22 protein-coding genes are annotated in these 20,793 nt (G+C 40.9%); 9 read left to right on the top strand and 13 right to left on the bottom strand.

Annotated elements, in window-relative coordinates:
* Nucleotides 1-29: 29 nt before the first annotated feature.
* On the top strand, nt 30-470 hold the full coding sequence (locus tag C9J47_RS15175) for a carboxymuconolactone decarboxylase family protein (RefSeq protein ID WP_107254269.1): 441 nt from the start codon (nt 30-32) through the stop codon (nt 468-470).
* Nucleotides 471-562: 92 nt separating this feature from the next.
* Here the strand turns inward: C9J47_RS15175 and C9J47_RS15180 are convergent, their stop codons facing one another.
* The 3 genes from C9J47_RS15180 to cfa all read right to left on the bottom strand — a co-directional run bounded on the left by C9J47_RS15180 (nt 563) and on the right by cfa (nt 2,955).
* On the bottom strand, nt 563-1,009 hold the full coding sequence (locus C9J47_RS15180) for a hypothetical protein (protein ID WP_107254418.1): 447 nt from the start codon (nt 1,007-1,009) through the stop codon (nt 563-565).
* A gap of 185 nt (nt 1,010-1,194) precedes the next feature.
* Nucleotides 1,195-1,698, bottom strand: a complete 504-nt coding sequence (locus tag C9J47_RS15185; RefSeq protein ID WP_107254270.1) for a hypothetical protein — start codon at nt 1,696-1,698, stop codon at nt 1,195-1,197.
* A 114-nt stretch (nt 1,699-1,812) separates the two neighbouring features.
* A complete protein-coding gene (gene cfa, locus C9J47_RS15190; protein WP_107254271.1) occupies nt 1,813-2,955 on the bottom strand; it encodes a cyclopropane fatty acyl phospholipid synthase in 1,143 nt (380 codons plus the stop codon).
* Between the two features lie 720 nt (nt 2,956-3,675).
* On the opposite strand from cfa, the gene C9J47_RS15195 reads away from it, so the two are divergent.
* The 3 genes from C9J47_RS15195 (at nt 3,676) to gfa (ending at nt 5,141) form a co-directional block, all read left to right on the top strand.
* Nucleotides 3,676-3,987: a hypothetical protein gene (locus C9J47_RS15195; RefSeq protein WP_107254272.1), complete on the top strand. Its 312-nt coding sequence runs from the start codon at nt 3,676-3,678 to the stop codon at nt 3,985-3,987.
* A gap of 139 nt (nt 3,988-4,126) precedes the next feature.
* A complete protein-coding gene (locus tag C9J47_RS15200) occupies nt 4,127-4,519 on the top strand; it encodes a cupin domain-containing protein (protein ID WP_107254273.1) in 393 nt (130 codons plus the stop codon).
* A gap of 16 nt (nt 4,520-4,535) precedes the next feature.
* The gene (gene gfa / locus C9J47_RS15205; protein WP_107254274.1) at nt 4,536-5,141 is read left to right on the top strand and encodes an S-(hydroxymethyl)glutathione synthase; all 606 of its coding nucleotides are present in this window, start codon (nt 4,536-4,538) and stop codon (nt 5,139-5,141) included.
* Between the two features lie 101 nt (nt 5,142-5,242).
* On the opposite strand, the gene C9J47_RS15210 is transcribed toward gfa, so the two are convergent.
* A complete protein-coding gene (locus tag C9J47_RS15210) occupies nt 5,243-6,112 on the bottom strand; it encodes a LysR family transcriptional regulator (protein WP_006229083.1) in 870 nt (289 codons plus the stop codon).
* Nucleotides 6,113-6,443: 331 nt separating this feature from the next.
* Between C9J47_RS15210 and fghA the strand changes: the two genes are divergently transcribed.
* Both fghA and C9J47_RS15220 read left to right on the top strand, forming a co-directional pair.
* Nucleotides 6,444-7,280, top strand: a complete 837-nt coding sequence (fghA, locus tag C9J47_RS15215; protein ID WP_107254275.1) for an S-formylglutathione hydrolase — start codon at nt 6,444-6,446, stop codon at nt 7,278-7,280.
* Between the two features lie 280 nt (nt 7,281-7,560).
* Nucleotides 7,561-8,793 (top strand): NAD(P)/FAD-dependent oxidoreductase, encoded by a 1,233-nt coding sequence (locus C9J47_RS15220; RefSeq protein WP_107254419.1) that lies wholly within the window; start codon nt 7,561-7,563, stop codon nt 8,791-8,793.
* Nucleotides 8,794-8,864: 71 nt separating this feature from the next.
* On the opposite strand, the gene C9J47_RS15225 is transcribed toward C9J47_RS15220, so the two are convergent.
* Nucleotides 8,865-9,800, bottom strand: coding sequence for a LysR family transcriptional regulator (locus tag C9J47_RS15225; RefSeq protein WP_107254276.1), 936 nt, complete (start codon nt 9,798-9,800; stop codon nt 8,865-8,867).
* 289 nt (nt 9,801-10,089) lie between these two features.
* On the opposite strand from C9J47_RS15225, the gene fabG reads away from it, so the two are divergent.
* A complete protein-coding gene (fabG, locus tag C9J47_RS15230; protein ID WP_006229088.1) occupies nt 10,090-10,824 on the top strand; it encodes a 3-oxoacyl-ACP reductase FabG in 735 nt (244 codons plus the stop codon).
* 118 nt (nt 10,825-10,942) lie between these two features.
* Here the strand turns inward: fabG and C9J47_RS15235 are convergent, their stop codons facing one another.
* The 6 genes from C9J47_RS15235 to rbsD form a co-directional block, all read right to left on the bottom strand.
* On the bottom strand, nt 10,943-11,944 hold the full coding sequence (locus C9J47_RS15235; protein WP_107254277.1) for a substrate-binding domain-containing protein: 1,002 nt from the start codon (nt 11,942-11,944) through the stop codon (nt 10,943-10,945).
* Between the two features lie 94 nt (nt 11,945-12,038).
* Entirely contained in the window at nt 12,039-12,959 is a 921-nt protein-coding gene (gene rbsK / locus C9J47_RS15240) for a ribokinase (protein WP_107254278.1), read from the bottom strand.
* Nucleotides 12,960-13,116: 157 nt separating this feature from the next.
* Nucleotides 13,117-13,995: a ribose ABC transporter substrate-binding protein RbsB gene (rbsB, locus tag C9J47_RS15245; protein ID WP_107254279.1), complete on the bottom strand. Its 879-nt coding sequence runs from the start codon at nt 13,993-13,995 to the stop codon at nt 13,117-13,119.
* A gap of 99 nt (nt 13,996-14,094) precedes the next feature.
* Nucleotides 14,095-15,084: a ribose ABC transporter permease gene (gene rbsC, locus C9J47_RS15250; protein WP_006229092.1), complete on the bottom strand. Its 990-nt coding sequence runs from the start codon at nt 15,082-15,084 to the stop codon at nt 14,095-14,097.
* Entirely contained in the window at nt 15,081-16,595 is a 1,515-nt protein-coding gene (rbsA, locus tag C9J47_RS15255; RefSeq protein ID WP_006229093.1) for a ribose ABC transporter ATP-binding protein RbsA, read from the bottom strand. Before rbsA ends, rbsC begins: the two co-directional genes overlap by 4 nt.
* Before the next feature lie 83 nt (nt 16,596-16,678).
* Entirely contained in the window at nt 16,679-17,098 is a 420-nt protein-coding gene (rbsD, locus tag C9J47_RS15260; protein WP_107254280.1) for a D-ribose pyranase, read from the bottom strand.
* A gap of 349 nt (nt 17,099-17,447) precedes the next feature.
* Between rbsD and C9J47_RS15265 the strand changes: the two genes are divergently transcribed.
* Nucleotides 17,448-17,747 carry a hypothetical protein gene (locus C9J47_RS15265; protein WP_245903489.1) on the top strand — a complete coding sequence of 100 codons (300 nt, stop codon included), beginning with the start codon at nt 17,448-17,450 and terminating at the stop codon, nt 17,745-17,747.
* 119 nt (nt 17,748-17,866) lie between these two features.
* Here the strand turns inward: C9J47_RS15265 and C9J47_RS15270 are convergent, their stop codons facing one another.
* A complete protein-coding gene (locus C9J47_RS15270) occupies nt 17,867-18,658 on the bottom strand; it encodes a TOBE domain-containing protein (RefSeq protein ID WP_107254281.1) in 792 nt (263 codons plus the stop codon).
* A gap of 135 nt (nt 18,659-18,793) precedes the next feature.
* Here C9J47_RS15270 and C9J47_RS15275 point away from each other — a divergent pair, with 135 nt between their 5' ends.
* The gene (locus tag C9J47_RS15275; protein ID WP_107254282.1) at nt 18,794-19,150 is read left to right on the top strand and encodes a DsrE/DsrF/TusD sulfur relay family protein; all 357 of its coding nucleotides are present in this window, start codon (nt 18,794-18,796) and stop codon (nt 19,148-19,150) included.
* A gap of 154 nt (nt 19,151-19,304) precedes the next feature.
* Here the strand turns inward: C9J47_RS15275 and C9J47_RS15280 are convergent, their stop codons facing one another.
* Complete coding sequence (locus C9J47_RS15280) at nt 19,305-20,777, bottom strand: oligopeptide:H+ symporter (protein ID WP_006229099.1); 1,473 nt, start codon at nt 20,775-20,777, stop codon at nt 19,305-19,307.
* Nucleotides 20,778-20,793 lie beyond the last annotated feature (16 nt).

Below are 20,793 nucleotides of genomic sequence, written 5' to 3' on the forward strand. Positions count from 1 at the left end.
AAAGAGTGTAACCAATTGAGGGAATAAGAATGCAAAAGCGTATTGATATTAGTGGATTACAAACAAAAGCAATTGAAGCGATGATGGGGTTAGAAAACTATGTGTCAGGCTCTGAACTGCCTACTACCTTGAAAGAGCTGATTAAACTGCGTGCATCGATGATCAATAACTGCGCCTATTGTATTCAAATGCACACGCCTGTTGCTCAAAAAACTGGTATCGACGTACAGCGTTTAATGGCATTAGCCGCATGGCAAGAATCGCCGCTGTTTAGCGATGTAGAATGCGCTGTATTGGCGATGACTGATGAAATGACGTTAATTGCCGATCAGGGTTTGCCTGAAGCGACTTATAAGCGCTGTATTGAATTACTGGGCGAGACTGCGACCGCACAGTGTATGATGCAAATTGTCACTATCAATGCTTGGAACCGAATAGCGATATCGACCAAGATGGAGCATGCCAGCTAAGTTTCTTTCACCTTGATGAAGAATTTACAATATTTCCCACCATGATAAATGGCTCACCAATCTTTATTAGTAAGCCATGAGAAAGCCTTGAATCAGTAATGGTTTGAGGCTTTTTCGACGTGTCCGACTAAGTGACTAACGCAGCCAAGAGGGCGAGATTGTGTCGATTCACCAATAACTGCTTTTTTAATTCGTGAATACTCCCGGACTCGATTATGAGCTCTATTAATCTTGCCGGGTAATGGTCGCGCGGCACGGTATGGCCGTGTGCCCCAATAAAATTCGTAGAAGGTTTCAAAACACCTTGCGAGTTTATTGTTGGTTGATTCCTTGCGACAGCCTTGTACCACCTTAAATGCTAACCCGTTAGGGTTTAAAGATGGCAATATTTTGATGAAATAAGCCTCTAACCAACGGCCTCGGTTAAGCGGTTTATTCAGGTTGACTCCGATGGCTGCATGAGACAAGACGCTCATCAACTCGTCGGTATTCGGATCTATGTCTTGCTGCGTTTCTAAAATTATTGTTAAAGGGCTCATTGTTCGCGTCCTCATTGTGGCATCCTCCCAAAGGGGGGCGATGCTCCGTTTGGATAATGAATGTCAGCTCATGAACTAATCTCTACTTCTTTTATTTTCAATCTTGATCGCCACACTGGCAGCAATGATGATGAAAAATGCAGCCACGAAGAAGTAATGGAGTACTTCCATGAACGAATGGAAACTCATACGATGACTCTCGCTGTCATATACACACTAGAGAACTCATCTAATTCTATTTCTGATGGCATCTTCTCTGTCTCTTTATCTATAAGTGTTATTTCGAAGTCTTTAATGTCTGGTTTATGTGTTCTAAGCGACATCAAGGCAATATCTCGAGCTTTTATTGCATGGCTGGCTGAGTACACATAACCGACACCTGCGACTTCAACATAGTAAGAGAATCCATTGTTGTTACGTTCGGCTTCTACAGCCACGTCAATGAATGCCGGAAGATAACTCACATAGATAGTCAATTCAGTATGATCGCCTGATTGCTCACAGACTTGGATATCCTTAATAACCACAGAGCCTTTCGCGGCAATGTTGCTTAATGTTAGTAATTCATCGATAGCGCTATAGCGTGACTGTTTTAAATGAGTGTTTAGCTTGTGGGTTCTGGCATTTACATTCGTTGAATAAATCGCTGAGTTACCTAGCTCGATTAACAGTACGACGGTTGATTCCATGGCATTTTTCCTCAAATATATCTATGCAGGCTTCTGTGAGCTGACAATACATCGAATCTACCTACTCAATAGCAAGATCAAGGTTTGCTGTTAGGGGCTTTCGCCCCTTTACTCTTACACGGCTCTCGCGTATTGCGGTAACCCAGCCCCTTCTTTCGTTAAGACCATTTGCCATACACTCAAGCTACGGCTTCGAAACGCCCCCGCACACGATAGTAAGTAGTAACGCCACATTCGATAGAATGTTTCATCGTATTTATGTGAAATTTCTCCCCACCTTTCTTCAAAATTATGGCACCAAGCGACTAACGTCTTATCATAATCAGGACCAATGTTATGCAAGTCTTCAAAGTTAAACTTGTTCTCCATTGCTGCACCTAATTGAGTGATTGATGGAATCACCCCATTGGGGAAAATGTATTTATCAATCCAAGGGTCAGTTTCGTTTTGAGATTTTGGATTACCGATGGTATGGAGCAAGAATGCTCCGTCGTCTTTAAGGAATCGGTTTGCACAGGTGAAAAATTCTTCGTAATTTTCAGGACCCACATGCTCAATCATGCCAATCGACACAACACGGTCGTATGCAATGTCTGGCGAGTAGTGTCGGTAATCTTGAAGAATAAAATTAACGGGCAATCGCTTGTCGCGTGCTTTTTTCATACCTAGTGCCATTTGTTCTTTAGAGAGGGTTAAACCATGACAAATAACACCATAATGCTCTGCGGCGTAGTTCATGAAACTGCCCCATCCACAACCAATGTCTAATACATGCATACCTGGTTCTAGCCCCATTTTACGGCAAACTAGGTCAAGTTTAGATTCTTGGGCTTCGTTGAGATCTTCCGCATGTTTCCAGTAACCGCACGTGTACGTCATTCGGTCATCTAACATTGTTTGGAATAAATCATTACCGAGGTCATAATGGAAGGGAACATCTTTACTGCATCGCGTGACACTTTGCTTATTGAATAGGCTTACAACCTTATTTCGTCCAATATGAGCGCCTAGCAATAGCTTAGCTTTAAGACCGAGTTTACTCTCTAAATTGTGCTTGGTGATGCGACTTACTAATTCATCAATTCTGTCGCAATCCCATAAACCATCCATGTAAGTTTCACCTAACCCTAATGAACCATCCACCAGAATCCTATCTAGTGCAGCCTCGTCATGAAGCCTGATATCCCAATCACGTTTACCGTTGATTTGAATATCGGCTGGGCGTAATAGTTCATTGAAAAGTTTTAAATTGGACATAACTTACCTGCTATATAAAACAAGAAACATTTTGAGACCACAAAAAAATAGCACTTTATGAAATGACATTATGTTCATTTTTACTAAACACCATGCTTAGAATAATTAACGTGAAAAGTTTGATGTTTTGTGTATAGGAAGTACTTCTTAGTATTAGTGATTGCATTGAACGAAATTTATACAGCGGATTGACGATGTTATTATTTATCGTCGTTTGTTGCTCTCTTTACTACATTGTGCTGCCTATAGTTAAATGAAATACCGATTTAAATATACTCATGGAAATACATTAATTTAGATGTATGGCGAATGAAAATTAATAGCGTTATGAAGTATATGCTTTTTGAAAGTTGGACTTTTTATTACGTGTAGCTATAAACAATGATGCTGGCGAGTGATTTTGTACTATTTTAATGTTCTACTATATAGGCTAAGTCTGTGTTTATCACCATGTTTATCGACATTGTTACACTACGGTAAAAGTCATTTATCTAAAAAGTGGATTATCACAAATTGTGGAATGAAGCATAATCACCCCATCAAGACGAAGAGCATAAATAAATGTTCTAATGTTTATTTAATAATAATGCAATATGCATGTTAATTCTGTCTGCTGTAATGTTGAACAATATCGATAAATTCTATGATATATGGATTTGATGTCGAAAGTAGTTCGTAATGCATTAACCGCTAGATGCCATATTATAATTAAGGTAAGTAATGAAAAAGTTAAGTGTTTCTATTTCTACGTTGTTGGTTTTATTTTCAGCGGCATCATTTGCTGATATTAATATTGTAGATACAAAAAATGGCTCGTGGGTAACGGTATCTGAAAATGGTGTAGCAGAAGAGAATGCATTAGTTACGACTCCTAAGTTGTCTCAGCTAAATCAATCATTTAGTACTGATGAGAATGGGCGTGTATTTATTCCATTGCCATTAAATAGCTCACGTTCTATTCAATATAAAGCTGTAACTGTTGATGGTGCTGAATTTTCACGCAGTGCGTTCCACGGTGTGAGTCAGCGCTAAAGATTACGTATTTATAACAAGCTAAAAGTATTTTTAAATATTTGAATAGTGTTCCGTTTAGGGACTTCATGAAAGCCAACTACATAATATTATCATTTTTCTCTATGGTTGGTATAAAAGCATAAATAAAGGAACAAAAATGACGACTCTATCTGATAAGCCAGGTATCACTCTATTAAAATCAGGTTCATTTAAATTAAATGATTTAAGTAAACTTCTTGAAGTTGATGGATTAAAAAGCGAAATGGCTGAAGTTGCAGTGACAAATAACTCAAATGCATTAACGATTGGTCATTTCACTATGGAACCAGGCGTTGAATTTGAATACCTTTATGATTCTGTAGAATATAAAGTGGTCACAAAAGGAAAAATTGTAATGCGTGATCAACAAGGTAATAAATATATTGCTGAAGTTGGTGATGTTATTTTATTTTCTCCCAATGTATCTGTTATTTTTGACGCAGAAAGTGATGGCGAAGCAATTTATACAGCTCACAGAAAAGCAGCGCCTGAATTTGCATCACAAGTATAATATTTAAGGTATTACCATGATAAATAAAATAGTTAATAAATATAAAGCGGCATTCTGCTCTTCGAATGGTGTACATATTCATCCTAATGTTGATAACGGCATCCAACCAACATCAGATAGCTTTGAGGGCGGTGTTTTAAAGTGCCATTGTCGTTCAAACATAGTTACTGTAGAGATAAAAGGGCAAAGTGCTCATAACCATGTTTGTGGTTGCTCTAAGTGTTGGAAGCCTAACGATAGTTTGTTCTCACAGGTTGCAGTAATACCAAGAGATAACCTGGAAGTGACTAATAATGAGGCGAAACTTCAGGTTGTTGACGAGAGTGCAGCCATTAAGCGATTTGCTTGTAAGGATTGTGGTGTGCACATGTATGGGCGAATTGACAATACCGATCACCCGTTCTTTGGCTTAGACTTTATTCATACTGAGTTATCAGCAGAAAAAGGTTGGTCAGCACCTGAGTTCGCAGCGTTTGTCTCATCAATTATAGAAACAGGAACAAGCCCTGAAGATATGGGGGCAATACGTAAGCAATTACAATCGCAAGGTTTAGAACCTTATGATTGTCTTTCTCCTGTATTAATGGATGCAATCGCAACACATATTGCGAATAGCAAATAATTAAAAAGGCTCTTTGGAGCCTTTTTTTGATCTGTTTTAATGTATATACCTAAGCTACAAGATTTAGAGTGATCTCAGCGTATTTAGTCCAATTTACGCTGTTAGTTTAGTTGCTCGCTTAGGAAATCAACCAGCATACGTACTTTAGGTGATAGATGACGGTTATGTGGGTAGAGTGCCCAGATCCCATCATCACTCTCAGTAAATTGGGTCAACAACGGTATGAGCTGTTGATTGTCGATATATTCTTGTACGTAATAGTCAGGCAGTTGAACAATACCAAGTCCTTTTAGGGCAGCATCAGTTAGTGCATGGCCACTGTTACAACGAAGATTACCTTTTATCCGAATATTACGGTGTTTGCCATTTTCTTGAAAACGCCAATAGTCGAGTGTTCCCTGAAGGCAATTATGATGATTGAGTTCAGATAATGAATAAGGCACACCATGGGTCGAAAGATATTTTTCTGAAGCGCAAACATATTGGGTACGAGATCCCAGCCTTTTGGCCATCATCGAAGAATCTTCCAGTTGGCCAAGACGAATAGCTAAATCATACCCTTCGTCGATCAAGTCAACTTTTTGATTTGATAGTTGTAGGTTAACTTCAAGCTCGGGATATTGAAGAGTGAAATCGTTTATTAACGGTGCAAGAGTACCTTCACCATAGGTAATGGGAGCCGTAATTTTTAATTTTCCTTGAGGCGAGCTTTGCAAATTACTGATTGCTCTTTCAGCTTCATCTAACCCGTCTAGAACTTGTCGACAGTGCTGGTAATAAACGCGACCAACATCGGTTACAGATACTTTTCGAGTAGTACGGTAAAACAGTTTAGCGGATAATCTTTTTTCTAACGCACTGATTTGACGACTAACTTGGGCTGTTGAAATTCCCAGTCGTTTTGATGCTGCGGTAAAGCTTTCAGTCTCAGTAACAGCGACAAACTCACTGACTCCTTCCCAGTTAAACATTATTACTACCACGTAAAAATAATTCAATATTAATTGAATTATCGACCTCATTGAAATAAAAGCAAGCAATTTCACGCTGAAAATTTACTGAAGATATTCGCTCTTCTTGTAAAACTGGCAAGATAAAATTAGTCATAATTATTACCTGTTAGTAAAAGTAATTTGTTTTTTTAGCTGATTATCATCTTTAGTGAAAGTAATATAATGAGTTTATTGAAACAGGACATATAATTTCCTTTGAATTCACATCGGTAAAGTAACCGTTTTTGGTTTTTCAGTTCCCTTTACTCTATGAAGTTAGAGGGACAACGCAGTGCAAAGAGATAGAAAAATGACAATTGAAAATATTAGTGTAAATAAGTCTTTTGGTGGTTGGCATAAACAATACAGCCATTACTCCAATATCTTAAATTGCACTATGCAGTTTGCCATTTTTTTGCCACCACAGGTTGTATGTGGAAAGAAGGTACCAGTGATTTACTGGCTTTCTGATGTTTCCTGCACTGATGAAAATTTTATGCAAAAAGCGGGTGTACAGCGTCTTGCTGCCGAACTTGGGGTCGCCATTGTGGCACCGGATACGAGCCCAAGAGGTGATGATATTATCGATGATGTAGAGCATGGCCTAGGTCAGGGGGCTGGCTTTTATGTTAACGCAACACAGGCACCATGGAACCGGCATTATCAGATGTATGATTATGTGGTTGATGAGTTGCCAAAATTGATTGAAACACATTTTCCGATAAATGAAAAAAGTGCGATTTCCGGTCACTCAATGGGTGGGCATGGAGCACTGGTAATAGCAATGCGCAACCCAGAACGCTATCAATCAGTATCGGCATTTAGTCCGATCAGTAACCCGATGGATGTGCCTTGGGGACAAAAAGCATTTACGGCTTATCTTGGTCAAGATCGTGAAAGCTGGGCGAGCTATGATACTTGTGCTTTGATGCGTAAAGCCAAACACTTTGTGCCAGCACGGGTTGATCAAGGTGAGAGCGATGGTTCCCTTGACGATCAGCTCACGGCTAAGAAATTGTCTGATGCCGCTAAAGTGAGTGGATACCCACTAGAGTTAAATCAACATGTAGACTATGACCATAGTTACTACTTGATCAGTAGCTTTATTGAGCAGCATTTACGTTTTCACGCGAGCCACCTTAATTAGTAAAATATTCCATATAGCCATGTACTAAATAGCTATGTACTAACTTTTATCCCGTTGAGTGTATGCTCGGCGGGATTTTTTATTGCTATTTTTTATTGCTCGCTTTTTATACTTTCCCCTTGGCATCGTTTCATGTTGGTAATAGTCATTTGATGAAATGGCGGATTATCATTTCATTTGGTATCAATATAATACCCACATCACATAATCGCTCGTCGTTATGACGGGTTATCAGATTTCTAAACGCCAACAGACTGGCGTGAAAATGGTAGAGCATACTATGTCAAAAATTGTTGTTGTGGGAGGCGGTGCCGCAGGTCTAGAGCTGGTAACTCGTCTAGGTAGAAGCTTTGGTCGTCGCGATACTCATGAAATTATTCTGGTTGAACCTTCCACTCACCACTATTGGAAGCCTCGTCTACATGAAATCGCTGCGGGTACTTTTGATGCTGAACTGGATGCAGTAAGTTATTTACAGCATGCCCGTTGTAATGATTACCAGTATGTTCAAGCTGCGATGTCAAGTTTAGACCGAGCAACGAAGACGCTCCAATTACGCAATGAAAATGGTGCAGAATCTTCGCTTGATTATGATTATCTAGTGATTGCTGTTGGGGCTGTGAGCAACGACTTCAAAACACCAGGTGTAAGTGACCACTGTCTGTTTCTTGATTCCTCGTTGCAAGCTCAACTTGCTTGGGAGCAAATTAATCCGTTACTCAGGGCGGAAGGTAAGCACCATTTATCGATTGTTGGTGCGGGTGCTACAGGGGTGGAGCTAGCGGCAGAGTTGGCTAAAGTCAGTGCTAAGTTGCAACGCTATCGCCATGGCTCAGAGCTAGCAATTACCTTAATAGAAGCATCTGATCGCGTATTGCCTGCTGGTCCTGAATGTATGTCAGAAAAAGTACAAAAAGCTCTCGAAAAGCAAGGGATCACAGTACGAACGAATACCCGAGTTCAACGTGCAGAAGCTGGTAAATTAGTGACTGCAGAAGGAGAAATTATAACTGCGGATCTACAAGTATGGGCTGCTGGGATCAAGTGTGCTGAGTGGTTAACTCAGTTAGATGGACTGGAAACCAACCGCCTAAATCAGCTTAAAGTGGATGCTAACCTGCAATCGACACTGGATGATGCAATCTTCGTGTTGGGTGATAGTGCGGAATGTCCACAAGCGGATGGCTCGTTTGTACCACCACGAGCACAGGCTGCGAATCAAGCTGCAGGACATCTGGCACGCCAGTTTAAGCGTTTATTAAAAGGGAAGGCGCTAAAACCTTTTATTTTTAATGATGGTGGTATGGTGATTGCGGTAGGGCACGACTACGCCGTGGGCAGCTTGATGAACAATAAACTGATCTTACGTGGCCGATTTGTTCGCAATCTTTACGATACGATTTTCCGTCTGCATCAGCAGATCTTATTTGGCTGGGGGCGTGTAACGGCTTTAGTTTTACTAAAACGTATCAAGTGCGCACTAAACCCGTATTACAAAGGGAATATTTCCTAAGGCTACTTTTAATATCGGTTACGCTATATTTGAATTGCTTCGTGTTAAAGCCAGAGTACGCCACTCTGGTTTTAACACCCCACCTTTTCTTTCCTTTCTTTTTTTTCGAGAGAGAGATCTTCAACGCGTTGAATCAAAAAATCTTTAAAGTTAGCACAACGGGCGGGCATATGCTTTCTGGGTTTAAAATATAAACTTAATTCAAATTCGCTGCTGATATAGTTATTCAAAATGGGGACTAACTTTCCCTGTGCAACAGAACGCTGAATTAGGCTGTAAGGTAAATACGCAATTCCTCCGCCTGCTAGTGCAATATTTTTAAGTATTTCGCTGTCGTCAGCTTCCACTGTTTGCGATATTTCAACCGTGTTGTATTCACCATCTTGTTCAAAAATCCATTTGTTACCCCCTACAAGCGTGGTGGCGTATAAGCATAAATGTTGTGTTAAATCATGTGGGTAAATAGGTTTACCGTATTTTTTAATATAACTTGGAGAGCAGCAAACGGTAAGAGGCTCATGCAGCAATGTACGTTTAACCAGTAGGCTATCTTTATCTTGAAACCCCCGATAAGTTGCGTTTGCACGAATTGCGAAATCGACATCATGTACATGATCGACATCGAAAGCCGTTTCAATTACAACAAAGTTAATAAAAGGGTTCTCATGAACATATTCACCAATAATCTGGCTTAAAAAATGTTTTGCGAATAAGGGAGTACTTGCAATTTTAATTGTCCCTTTATCTTCATTACTTAAATTTTGAACTTCATTGAAAACATCATTAATTTGGTTGTTTATGGTGCTAAATTGCTCAAACAAGTGCAGACCTGCCTGAGTTGGGCTTATTTTTCGTGTAGTACGTTTTACTAAGCCTACGCCCATTTTTTCTTCGAGTTCATTTAACCATCGGCTTCCTGCTGATGCTGAAATACCATACTGCTTTGCCGCTTCACTTAGTGACCCACTTCTGACGACATGCAAAAAAAAGACAACCTTGTTGAGCATTTAACATCCTGTTTAGTAATGGTACTGAGATCAATTTATTTGTATGTACTATGTATATACTTATATCAAATTTATTCTATGCACGCTATTGCAGATGTGTTGCGCTATTCAGTTTCGATATTGCAAAGCAGTTTTGCACCTTTGGTGGTAATCATTTGGATTTAATCATTTAAAATGAACCAAAAGGATCTTTAGTGCATAGGCACTTACTGTGTTGTTAGATTTCGTTGTGTATACCAAAGTGTGCATCAACAATGCTTTTTGATTGATATTAAAAGGGAATAAAATCATGTTAACTAATAAAGTTTGTATAGTGACTGGTGGTGCTCAAGGAATTGGACGTAGTATTGTAGAAACCTTCGCACAAAATGATGCAAAAATGGTTTTTGCATGCGATATGAATGCGTCAGTAATGGCAGATCTTGAATCGGCATACAACAATGTGCGTGCTTTAGAGCTCAATGTATGTGATAGAAAATCTATCGGTGTGGCAATAGCAAGTATCAAGGCCGAATTTGGTCATATTGATGTGCTGGTAAATAATGCGGGTATAACGCGTGATAACCTTATTGATAAAATGACCGAAGAAGAATGGGATATGGTGGCTGATGTGAACCTGAAAGGGGTTTTCAATATGACGCAAGCTATTGCGCCCATTATGATTGAAAATGGTATTGGTTCTATTATTACTATGTCTTCAGTTGTGGGTACTGATGGTAATATTGGTCAGAGTAACTATGCGGCAACCAAAGGTGGTGTTATCGCCATGACGAAAGGTTGGTCGAAAGAATTTTCTCGTAAAGGGGCTCAGGTTCGCGCTAACTGCATAGCACCTGGTTTTATTGAGACGCCAATGACCAAAGATTTACCAGAAAAAGTCTTGGATTACATGACAAATAAAACGCCACTTAAACGAATGGGTAAACCAACAGATATAGCGGAAGGGGCATTGTTCCTTGCGAGTGAACGTTCATCATTTATCACTGGGCAAACTTTGAAGATCGATGGTGGTCTAGTGATTTAATAATAATAAAAGTAACGATGTGCTAAAAACTTTAAGCAGGCTTATCACCATAAACCTGCTTTTTTTATATCTAAAAATTAAGAATATACTATTTATTACTAATAATAAGCTAAATGGGCTACATCTTTTTAACGCTGTCTCGTTCTACTAATGTGGGCTCAAGTTGGATAACTTGGTTTGTTTCACGTTGGCTTTGGATTTTATCTAATAACGTATCGACGGCTTGTTGACCCAACCGGTGCTTGGGCTGATGAATAGTTGTTAACGATGGCGTTATGTATTTAGCCAGCTTGATATCATCGTAACCCACAATGGAGATATCGTTAGGCACTGAAATACCTTTCTTATTGGCGGTGTTAATTACGCCCATTGCCATCATATCGTTACAGACAAAAAGTGCGGTAGGCAAATTGCCTCTCGCATAGAGATCTTCAAATGCTTTTTCACCGCCTTCACATTCGAAATTACCCGATGCAATCCAATTTTTGTTGATTATTAGCCCTGCTTCTTCCATTGCTTGAACAAAACCAGATAAGCGTTGCTGAGCTGGTAATTTGTCTAATGGGCCGGTTAAACAGCCAATTTCAGTGTGGCCTTGAGCAATAAGATGACGGGTTGCTAAATAGCCACCGTGATGTGAGTTGTCTTGAATTTTATCACTAGGGAAATCAATAGGGCCCCAGTCCATGACAACGGTTGGTACTGGCTGGTGACGAGCGAATAAATTGAATTCTTCATTGTCGACTTCGCTGCACATTAAAAGCAAACCATCTACCCGTTTTTGTAGCAGGGTATCAAGGTTGGAGTGCATACGAGCGATATCACCTTCGGTATTACAGAGAATTAGGTTATAGCCGTGTTCATAGCACCGACGCTCAACACCTTTGACTACTTCACCAAAAAATGGATTCGTTGATGTAGTCACGAGCATACCAAACGTGCGTGTGTTTTTTACTTTTAAGCTACGAGCCAGTGCAGAAGGTGCATAGTTCAGCTCGTCTACTGCGGCTAATACGCGAGTCGATATATCTTCACTGACGAAGCGTGTTTTGTTGAGTACGTGGCTGACTGTTGAAGTAGAAACCCCCACATGTTTTGCAACATCTTTAATTGTCGCCATTAAACTCTCCCTGACTCAATGTCTGATCGCAGCTTACTACTTAAAAACATAAACTTAACTAAAATGCGCACTGCGATTCAGATTTAATTGCTATTTAGCTGTGCTCAGTAAGAAATCGTTCTACTTCACTTAGGTGTGGAATCGATGTTTGAGCACCCATACGTGTTACTGAAATTGCAGCGGCAGCATGTGCAAAACGGATTGCATCATCCATTTTACGACCTGCTTGTAAACCGGTTAAAAAAGCACCGTTGAATGTATCACCAGCACCTGTTGTATCTGTCGCATCAACACGGAAACCTTCAACTTGTTGGCCTTTACCGTCTTGGCTAATCCAGACACCTTTACTACCCAAGGTGATCATTACACATTTGATCCCTTTGGCATGAAGTGCATTAGCAGCTTGTTGTGCAGACGCCATATCTTCAACTTTTATGCCGGTTAGCAGTTCAGCTTCAGTTTCATTGGGCGTAATCATATCAACAAGTTGCAATAAGTCATCTGTTAATGGTTGCGCTGGTGCAGGGTTTAACACAACTTTGGTACCAGATTGTTTCGCAATTGTGGCTGCAGCTTCAATGGTTTCTATTGGTGTTTCTAATTGCATGAGTAACGTATTAGCATTGGCAATTAATGCGTGATGAGGCTTAATACGTTCAGCGGTTAAGCACGCATTTGCTTCAGCTGAAATACAAATGCTGTTTTCACCTGTTGCTGCAACTTGAATCATCGCAATGCCTGTCGGCATGTTTTCTTCAACCATTACTGCTTCAGTATTCATACCTTCATTGGCAAATGTTTCTAACATCTGGTGGCCAAAACTGTCGTCACCCACACTTGCAATAAAGGCAATGTCTGCGCCTAAGCGAGCAGCAGCAACGGCTTGATTTGCCCCTTTGCCACCAGGAATAACACAATAGCTGTGACCGTGTAACGTTTCGCCTGGGCGAGGAAAAGAAGCAACCTGAAGAACATGATCAGCGTTAACACTACCTAGAACAACTAACTTATTCATACAAAACCTTTCTTATTGTGTTCTTTACCAAAACATATGGGTTAATACTGCAATGTGAGGCAGGTATTAAACGATGTATTTTGTGTTGATGAGGGGAGAAGTAAATAATAAGAAGAGTATCTAGAAATGTATTCCTAGATACTCATCATGGTATTGATTACTCAGTAACAACTTTTAGAGGTACAGGAATGCTTTTCTCAACAGATTCCCCTTTTAGTACCTTGACGGCTGTTTCAACACCAAGTGCACCAATTAGATCAGGCTGTTGGGCAATTGTTGCGCCAAGCATGCCGCGTTTAACCGCAGCAAGGCCGTCATCAGTGCCATCAAAACCAACAATCAGGATATCTTTACCAGACGCTTGAACAGCACGCAGTGCACCAAGTGCCATTTCATCATTTTGTGCAAATACCGCTTGAACATCAGGGTTTGCTGCTAGCAAGTTTTCCATAACGTTAAGACCTTTAGTACGGTCAAAATCAGCTGGCTGGCTACTTAGCAGATCCATTTTGTAGGTATCTACAGCTTGCATGAAGCCTTGACCACGCTCACGTGCAGCAGAGGTACCTGCAATGCCTTCAAGTTGGATAACGCGTGCTTTTTCGCCCACTTTTTCCATGATGTATTTACCCGCCATTTCACCACCAGCAACGTTATCTGATGCAATGTGGCTTACTACTTCACCACGGCTTGCACCACGGTCAAGTGTTAGTACAGGGATCTTTGAACGGTTCGCCATACGAATCGCGTTTGATACCGCATCTGAATCGGTTGGATTAATCAAAATGGCTTTCACGCCACGAACAGTCAGATCTTCAACGTTAGACAGTTCTTTGCTTGGGTCATTCTGAGAATCAAGAACAATCAGGTTGTAGCCCAGCTCTTTTGCTTTCGCTTCAGCGCCTTCTTTCATGGTGACGAAAAATGGGTTATTCAGCGTAGAAACAACCATTGCCATAGTGTCTTGCGCAGATGCAGTCGTACTGAAAGAAGCCGAAAGAACAGCAGCAGAGATTAGGGTTGCTAACTTTTTCATTCTATATTCCTTATATATTTCGGGTCAGTTTGTTAGGCACAATAAACAAAGGGTTGGGGGTGTTTATTGTGCCAATACTCAGAGGTTTATGTTTTCGAATTACTTATTTTTATTATCTACCAGTACCGCAAGCAAGATTACCACTGCTTTTGCAATCATTTGGTAGTATGAAGACACGTCTAACAGGTTTAGTGCATTGTTTAAGAAGCCGATAATAAGCGCACCTACTAGTGTGCCCATAATGCGACCTTTACCACCAGCAAGGCTGGTACCACCCAATACTACAGCAGCAATCGCATCCAGTTCGTATCCCATACCAGCGGTAGGCTGAGCAGATGAAAGACGAGAGGTTACGATGATGCCAGCAAGGGCTGCTAACAGGCCACAGATAGCGTAGACGCCAATCTTGACGCGATCTACGTTTATACCTGATAAGCGAGTTGCTGATTCATTACCGCCCAGTGCGTAGATGTAACGACCGAAGCGAGTGTGATTCAATAAATACCAGATTGAAGCGAATACAATAACCATTAGCCAGATAGGAACAGGAATACCCATTGCGTAACCTGTACCGAACCATGCAAAGCTATCTGCTACATCTGTAAAGCCAGTAGAAATAGGGCGACCATCGGTGTAAACCATGGTGACACCACGCAGTAATGTCATGGTTACTAAGGTGGCAATAAATGCTTGCACTTTACCTTTGGCAATAATGACACCGCTGATAGCGCCTAAAGCTGCACCTGCTAGTAGGGCTGTAGGTACGGCAATGATGGCTGGAATTTCAAGACCAATCATGGTGGCGGCAAATGCTCCACACAAGGCTAATACAGAACCCACACTTAGGTCGATACCAGCAGTCAAAATAACCAGCGTCATACCTACTGCAATAATTGCATTGACAGAGGTTTGGCGAAGAATGTTTAAAATGTTGTCGACAGTAAAGAAGTTGGGGTTAAGAAAAGACACAACAACAATCAGTAAGATCAATGCGATCAGTGATTTTTGCTCAATTAACCATTCTTTAGTGAACAGCTTACCTGCTTTGTTTTTTGAATCGTCTGTTTTGGTCATCGCGTTGCTGCTCATGCTGCTACCTCGTTGTTCTGCTCGATGGTTTTACCTACCGCGCAGGCCAGTAATTTTTCTTGATCGGCATCGGTTGCCATAAATTCACCGCTGATACGGCCTTCATGCATCACCATGATGCGGTCACTCATTCCCAGTACTTCTGGCATTTCAGAAGAAACTAAGATGATGCTCATGCCTTCAGCTTTAAATTGGTTGATGAGTTGATAAATCTCTTTCTTTGCCCCTACATCAACACCACGGGTTGGCTCATCCAAAATTAAGACTTTCGGACGGGTCATTAATCCTTTGGCGATGGCGACTTTCTGTTGGTTACCACCAGAGAGGTTGCCAATGATTTGATCTCGCGTTGGGGTTTTGATGTTGAATAAGCGGATGAAATCTTCCACCGCGGTCACTTCTTCGTAATGTTTCAGCTGAACACCTTTAGAAAGTTGTTCGAGTGAACATAACGACATGTTCTCTTTTACTGATAACCCAAGTACCAGCCCATCACCTTTCCGGTCTTCCGATATATACGCAATTCCGTTCGCTAAGCCATCTTGTGGGGTTACTGGGTTAATGGTTTTACCATTAAGTTTTACATCGCCTGATTCACGCTTTAGGGCACCGTAAATCACTTTCATTAATTCGGTACGACCCGCACCCATTAAGCCTGAGACGCCTAAGATTTCACCGCGATCCAGTTTGAAGCTGACATTGTTGACACCAGCACCAGTCAGGTTTGTTACTTCAAGGCAGGTTTCACCGTGGCGCACATCAATGCGAGGGTATTGCTCATCTAAGCGACGGCCTACCATCATTTCGATCAAGCCGTCTTCATCGGTATCGGCTACAGCGCGCTCACCGATAAATTTTCCGTCTCGTAATACTGTAATGTCGTCGCAGATTTCGAAGATTTCTTTTAAGCGGTGCGAGATATAGACAATGCCACAACCTTCGTCACGCAACTCATTAATCACTTTAAACAGCGATTCAGTTTCGGTATCTGTTAGTGCATCGGTTGGCTCATCCATAATGATGACCTGAGATTTGAAAGATAAGGCTTTCGCAATCTCAACCATTTGTTGCTCACCAAGGCTTAACTCTCCTAATAACTGACGGGAGTGGTGTTTCACGTTTAAGCGCTTAAGTAGTGCATCGGCTTCACGGTACATTTCTGTCCATTTGATGCCACCGAATGCATTGGTTTTTTCACGACCAAGAAAGATATTCTCAGCAATGGTTAATTCAGGGATCAGGTTCAGCTCTTGGTGAATTATGCTGATGCCTGCTTCTTGAGAGTGGCGAGGACCATCGAAGTTAACGACTTTCCCTTGATAGCGAATTTCACCTGCATCCATCGCATAGATTCCAGTTAAGGATTTCATAAGCGTCGACTTACCGGCACCATTTTCACCCATTAAAGCCATTACCTTGCCTGGGTAAACATTCAAACAAGCATTATCTAGCGCTTTTACACCAGGGAATGCTTTTTCAATGCCTTTAAGTTCTAAAATTGGCTGGTTCATGTCAGTTCCTTGCGATTATTCCGATAATCAGTGTGTCTTCAATTTTGTCTGTTCGTTTAAGCAACAGCGTTTAAAGATGATGCTTAAAAGACAACACCTGATTGGAAAATTACGTTCGCATAAGGTGTACATTCACCTGTGCGAATTACAGCTTTACTACCTTGTGTATGCACTTTAAATGCTTCGTGGCTCACGTAAGACAAGGTGATTTTTTTACCGCATAACAATTCTTCATTACGAATCAGTGTAACCAAGGCTTGGTGTAGGTCTGGGCTTACTTGGGCAAATTCTTCGGCCATAACAACGCCTTCGATTTGCATCTCGCCCAATACCGCCTTAACAGTATCGATGAATGTTGGCACACCAGGTATTAAAGCTAAATCGATACGCTGTGCTTCATCAGGAACCGGTAAGCCAGCATCACAAATTGTGATCTCATCAGTATGGCCGAGAGTGGCAACAACGTAAGACAATTCAGCGTTGATGAGTGCGTTTTTTTTCATGAGTTACGCCTTAATTATTCGTAATGGTGATGCTTAAAGTATGTTGCCAGCCTTGGCGGTCAATCCTGTTTAATCGTGTTTTTTGTTTATCGAAACGATTACGCAAACGTTTCGATGAGTGAAATGTAGAGTTAAATTGGATGTTTTGCACTTTTGTTTGTTACAAAATGTGATTCAGATCAGAACAAATATGCTTGAACTGAATAAATGGAGTTATGGATCACACGCGTTGATTCCGTAAGGGGAGATAAGGGCATAAGAAAGGGCTATAACGGATTATTAAATCGGTTTTATATCAAATGAGGTATGGGTAAATGAATAGCGGTTGTTGTCACTATTAGGTAACAAGATGGCGATGAATGTAGATTCATCTTTGTCAGTGTTTTGTAAAGCTTTGCAAAAAAACACGAATACCTTTGAATTCATAGATGGAAAAGGCTTACCATCACCCCCCTTAACAGTTCTTGAATGGAATGTAGTTTGTCATGATCGCTTTGTCGATGAATACATGGTTTTTTCTATTATCGCTTGCTCCTGTATCTGTCATCGCATTTTTATTCTCGTTGAAGGCAAAAAAGAAATGGTTAATGTGCATTTCTATGGTCGGTATGCTTCTTTCTGTAGTGTTGTTAGGTATTTTGCAATATGAAGACTACAAGCATTTTACCGACTGCTTGTTGGAAGGAAAAAGCTACAGTCCACCGTTGCAAATGTGTGTGTTAGAGTTTCCTAGCTGATACCAACCATGTGTTAATGCTCCACTAAGCATTAACACATGGTGGCAATAATCACTTGAGTTGAGTGGAAACATGCATAAATTGATGCATTGATATTTGTGTTTGTCTTAATGAGGTTATCATTATCGACTAATGCACATATTTCATCATATTCACTTAACCCCACTGTAATTTCTGCCGATGTATTATCCCGATTAATCGCTTTTATAGTGCCTTTAAGCTGATTATCGTAATCAAGCTTTGACGCAGGTTCGTTAAAAACAGTGATTGATGGGCCTTTGATCAACGCAACCACATCTTTACCAATCGCTAACTGTAGTCTCACTGTACTGCCATGCGTGATCGTGGCTGAAATACGATGCTTGCCAGCGAGTTGAATAATGACTAAGTCATGTAATTCATAGCGTTGAATGTCACAGATTGTGCCAAACAATTGATTTCGAGCGCTCGTTTGCAAAGAAAACTTCGACATAATACCCAGTAAACTATGGAGTGGAGCATTTTCATCGTTGAGTGCTTTTAAGCCCATATCTTGAATCTTATCGAGCAACTCATACATTTGTACTAATCGTTCTCCAAAATGCGTTAAGGAAGCTCCACCACCGCCTTTTCCCCCTTTCTCACTGGTGACCAGTGGCTCTTGCGAGCGACTATTCATGTCTTTAATCGCATCGAAAGCGGCTTTATAACTGATACCTGCTTGTTTAGCCCCTTGGCTAATTGAACCTGTAGTGTGCACAGCCTTGAGCAAAGCCACACGTCGGGGATTAGCAAAGGTTTTACCGTTGGTAGAAAGGGTCAGTAGCGCGTCAAAATCCATCATTGCTAAGTGTGTACCTTTGATTGAAAACTAGAGCTAAATCAGAACGCTAAGGTTCAACTTGTCGTAAAGTATACCGCACAATGTATAAAGCAATTATTGTTTTATGTCCAAGCGACTTTTTAGCGAGTAACAACAATGCAAAATATTCTCTTTATTCTGAATGAAGCACCGTATGGTTCAGAGCGTTCTTTCAATGCATTACGGCTAGCAATTAATTTAAACGAACAAGAACATGAAGCAACGCAATTGCAGATTTTTCTTATGTCAGATTCTGTAAGCTGCGCGTTAGTGAAGCAGAAGCCAAGTGAAGGTTACAATATTCAGCAAATGCTAGATATTTTATTGGCGCAAGGTGCACAAGTAAAACTGTGTAAAACATGTACCGATGCGCGTGGTATGACTGATTTACCTTTGCTCGAAGGGGCAGAAATTGGCACGCTGGATGATTTGTCTTTATGGACATTGAAAGCTGATAAAGTCGTTAGCTTTTAAAAGAAAAGCCTCACTGCATTTTTTACAATGCAGTGAGGCTATCTTTTTAGCTTCTTGTTTCTAATTATATTTTTGTTTACTTTTTTGAGCGACTTTACTTACCTTATCAATTCTTAGCTGTTCAATTGATTAGTAGGCATCTTGGCTTAATAAGCTATGCCGTTTTCAATGTTTCAGGTGTATCTGTTGGTGGTGTTTCAAGTAAGCGATTTAGGCGAGGTGCCATAATCACACAAATTACGCCCACAACAGCTGCGGCAATGGCTAAGGCATAGAAGTAGTTGCCGTATGACACCAAACTTTCTACTGGGGTCATTTCCACACCTGTGTTTGACGACAAGCCAGCCACCCAAGCCCCCGCGACCGATGCAATTGCCAATGTCATATTCCAAGCACCGTAAATGAAACCTCTAATACGACTCGGGAATAGTTTCGCGATGGCAGACAGACCCAGTGCAGAAATTAACAACTCACCAATCGCAAATAAGAAGTGAGGAGCCGCAATCCAGAATGGATTAAGCATGCCGTTTTCATCACCAAAGTATTGTGAGAAACCTGCACAAGCAAAGGCTGCTGAACAAATTAGCATTCCCAATGCAAACTTACCGGGCATGGATAAATCTTTTCCTTTTGCACCTAACGTGGTGTAAATATGCGCCAAAATAGGGCTAAGAAAAATAACCCACATCGGGTTGAATGATTGGTAAGACACCGGATTAATCGCGATACCAAATATTTCAGGTTCAATATTATTAATCGCAAAGAAGTTTAACGATGTTGGCATTTGGTTATACAACACAAAGAATGCCAGTGCTTGCCCCATCAAGGCTAAGCCTACAATCATCCGCATACGGCTTTCAGGTTGTTCTTTCTTCATTTCACGCATGATTAAGAATAAGATCGTGACTGCTGCTGCGGCCAATACAAACTGTGCCAATGGTAGGTTGGTCAGTAAGTAACTTGCCATTGCGACGGTCACTAATGCGCCAGATAGAAACAAACTGTTGGTTTTAAATGGTATCTTAAGTTTGTCGGCCTCTGATGCTGGGTTAATCTTCTTATGCATAATCCAGTAGGTGATAACGTTCACTGTCATACCTACGGCTGAAAGAATAAACGCAGCTGTCCACCCTATGTTATAAGCAACGATCGGAGCACCTAATTGGGCAATGAAAGCACCAATATTATTCACCATGTAAAACAAGGTATATGCGCCATCGAGCCTTGGGTCATCCTTCTCGTAAGACGCAGCGATAATAGTGGGAGGAGCAACACTACCAATACCACGACCAACAATAATGGTACCCAAACCTATAAACACATAAGTTGGTTGTGCCGTTAGGGCCGAGTACGCAATGATGAAATAACCTAAGCCTTGAAAGAAAAAACCCCATACTAAGGTACGTTTTGCACCAAGTACTTTGTCGGCTAACCAGCCGCCGACAAATAACAGTGCAGCACCAAGGGCAGCATATGCCCCAAATGTTGCGAATGAGGTTTTTTGATCAATACCGAGTTCATCACCTAAAAAAACCGGTAAAATTGCCCATAAGCTGTAGAAAGATAATGCCCACCAAAACTGGCATGAACAGAGAATATAAAAGGTCAGTGGATGACGTTTTTTCATTGCTTATCTCCGATAC

The organism is Photobacterium indicum (genome assembly GCF_003026215.1).
Classification (GTDB): Bacteria; Pseudomonadota; Gammaproteobacteria; order Enterobacterales; family Vibrionaceae; genus Photobacterium; species Photobacterium indicum.